This window comes from Neisseria sicca VK64 (assembly GCF_000260655.1).
Classification (GTDB): domain Bacteria; phylum Pseudomonadota; class Gammaproteobacteria; order Burkholderiales; family Neisseriaceae; genus Neisseria; species Neisseria sicca_B.
In genome coordinates this window covers 1-2062 of sequence record NZ_AJMT01000172.1, presented here as the reverse complement: position 1 = coordinate 2062, position 2062 = coordinate 1, and the positions used below count along the sequence as shown (strand labels likewise).

At 37.2% G+C, this 2062-nt stretch carries 3 protein-coding genes; all 3 read right to left on the bottom strand.

The window, feature by feature from the left end; genetic code table 11:
- Positions 1–241 precede the first annotated feature (241 nt).
- Entirely contained in the window at positions 242–772 is a 531-nt protein-coding gene (locus HMPREF1051_RS09615; protein WP_003767889.1) for a hypothetical protein, read from the bottom strand.
- A gap of 390 nt (positions 773–1162) precedes the next feature.
- The gene (locus HMPREF1051_RS09610) at positions 1163–1462 is read right to left on the bottom strand and encodes a DUF6968 family protein (protein WP_003761235.1); all 300 of its coding nucleotides are present in this window, start codon (positions 1460–1462) and stop codon (positions 1163–1165) included.
- Between the two features lie 12 nt (positions 1463–1474).
- Positions 1475–2062: RHS repeat domain-containing protein (locus HMPREF1051_RS09605; protein WP_231286305.1), on the bottom strand; the 588-nt coding region annotated here is incomplete at its 5' end.

Here is a 2062-nt window from a genome sequence, read left to right as displayed (position 1 = left end):
CGGTAGCGCGCACCGTTTTCATTGGTGAGGCCGACTAAGCGGCGGGCTTTGTCGTAATGGTAGCCGAAGGTGTGTCCCAAGGCATTGGTGCGCCGGGTCGGCAGACCGTTCTGGCCGTATTCGTAGGCGATTTTGGCTTAGATTGTTACGAAATAAATATTTCAGACGACCTCGAAAAAGGATTGAGGTCGTCTGAAAGGCAGAAACTGCGTGTGTACCGGATACAAGCTGCCTACGCAGGCTACGGTTTGCTACGAATATTACCGTAATTGCTTAATAAAACATTTATAAACTCCTCTCCAAACTCTCTTATTAATAATTTATCCATAGCCTTAAATCTTTCAATGTCTACGAACCAATCTCGATCCATCATATTGAATAACCTTATAGATTCTTTTTTTGAACTTTGAAATGCAAAAACACCCCAATTAATAGGTATATCCTGAACCGCAACCCAATTTAAATCAGTATCTGCCATAATAATTCCATTATCATCATTATCATCCACATAACCTATTATTCTTTTTATATATTTTAATAAATTACCATGCTTAAGAATCCAGTTCTCTACAATAATATTAAAATCATAATCAAAAACATTAACTTGTTTATTAAAGCCACCTAAATCTAACAAGTCAGAAAAATATTCAAGAAACTCTGACTCCATTCCAAGCCCAAAATCAAAGAACAAAAAAGTATCATAATTTGGTATTAAAAAATTGTTAGGTAAACACAAATTCCGTCCAATAAAAATATTATTTATTTTTTTCATAAACATTTCCTTTGTAACTAATTTTAATTTGCTGTCTTAATCCATTGCGGAAAACCATTGCTGATGACCGACCACTTTCCATCCATACCTCTTCATGTATTTTGGGGATAAGAATTGTAGGCAAGGTCGTCTGAAAATTGATTTCAGACGACCTTGCTGAGACCTTTGCAATAACATAGGTTACTAAAATTTTATGCTCAATCTCATTTTCAAAATTCAAAACCTTTCTGATTTTTCCTGCTTTTTGCTCAATATTAGGAAGGTTTTAGTCAATTGAAATTTTTTGGCGCATTTTTATGCGTCAAATTTCGTTAACAGACTATTTTTGCAAAGGTCTCTTGCTGTTTTTGTTGGGTCTAGACCTAACCTACGCTTACTGAACGACGACGACTAGTTTAAATTGTCAAGTAAAGGAAACCCAAGATTTTTATCTCCATTCCAAGATAAATTTTCTTTTTTCCAATAATCAGAGTGAGACAGAATAACACCAAGTTTAATCATTGCTAAATAAATGGCTTGTAACATATCTTCACCAATTACTCTACCCTCATCTAAATAATCATACTTGCTTATTTTGTATCGACAAATATATGCTTTGTATTCGTCAGAAAAAAAAGGTTGATATATGGTAATTTCGACAGACTCCCCATTTTCTGTATGTAATTTTCTGTATCCTATGATTCCATGCATAATTTCATCCTTTTATTGTGTCGCAAATGTTCCGCCTATGGCGCTTAATGCACATACTCCCTCACCTCCTAAAACACAAAAAGCAACTACTCCTGTTCCAATTAAAATTGGAACAATATATTCATTCCAATGACTTTCTTTATATGTGACTAATGGAGGCATAGGTCTATTTGATATACAAGCCCCGTAACGTTCTTGAACACTTGCCCAGCATCTACTTCTTCGGGCTTTATCCTTTTCAGGTATTTGTCTACACGTTGCCTCATCTATTTCAGCTTGCTTATCGCATTCAGCCCGTTTTGCATCTGAACATTTTGGTAATAGTCCCCAAGTATCAGTCCATTTTAGAGTATTAGGTGCAAACTGGTACGAATTGCTTCCGCCCCACAACCCAATCGGATCCTGATTCACAAACCGCCCCGCATCAGACTCATAATACCTGAAGAAGTTGTAATGTAGTCCCGTCTCGGGGTCAGCGTACTGGTTTTGCAGGCGGAAGGGTTGGTATGCACTATCCGTTACCTTGATTTCCTCTTTCAGACGACCCCAGCCGGTGTAGTTGCCGAACCATAAGAGGTTGCCGTCTTTATCGGTCATCTC

What these genes read in the sequence shown, in the direction of transcription:
- HMPREF1051_RS09610 (WP_003761235.1), bottom strand. Translation starts at nt 1,462, where the DNA reads ATGCATGGAATCATAGGATACAGAAAATTACATACAGAAAATGGGGAG.
- HMPREF1051_RS09615 (WP_003767889.1), bottom strand. Translation starts at nt 772, where the DNA reads ATGAAAAAAATAAATAATATTTTTATTGGACGGAATTTGTGTTTACCT.